Origin of the sequence: Mesorhizobium sp. M7A.F.Ca.CA.003.01.2.1 (assembly GCF_003998945.1) — a bacterium.
In the GTDB taxonomy this organism is placed as follows: domain Bacteria; phylum Pseudomonadota; class Alphaproteobacteria; order Rhizobiales; family Rhizobiaceae; genus Mesorhizobium; species Mesorhizobium ciceri.
The window spans coordinates 1-447 of sequence record NZ_RZRA01001679.1; the positions used below are offsets into that span (position 1 = coordinate 1).

Annotated in this window: 1 protein-coding gene; it reads left to right on the forward strand. The window is 60.9% G+C overall.

Translation table 11 applies throughout. The features are described from left to right. Positions 1-243 (forward strand): hypothetical protein (locus EN969_RS34905; RefSeq protein WP_164758835.1); only part of this gene is annotated, 243 nt, incomplete at its 5' end. Positions 244-447: the final 204 nt, after the last annotated feature.

Here is a 447-nt window from a genome sequence, read left to right on the forward strand (position 1 = left end):
GCCGAGGCGGAAGCACCGGTCGAGACGCCGGCCACGGCGTCCGACGAAGCAGCGGCTGTCGAGAAGGCACCGAAGGCCCGCCCGTCGCGACGCAAGCCGGCGGCGGTGAATGCGCCGGTCGAGCCGGTGGTGTCTTCGACTGTAGCGGAAGAACCCGCGGCCAAGGCCGAGGACAAGACCGACGACAAGACCGACGACAAGCCGAAACGCGGCGGATGGTGGCAGCGGAAGGGCTTTTTCTAAGCCTTTCAGCCACCTGAGCTAGTTTGTTGACAAAAAATCCCGCGCCGTCTCGAAGACGGTGCGGGATTTTCTTATCTGGCGCTATTCCGGATCGCGAAAGGCTAAAACGCTTCCTTGATTTTTATGCATGTCGTTGTCCCAAAACCGCTCCGCACCTTTTGGGCGACATGCATCACGGCGCGAAGATCGACCAGTTCATCATCC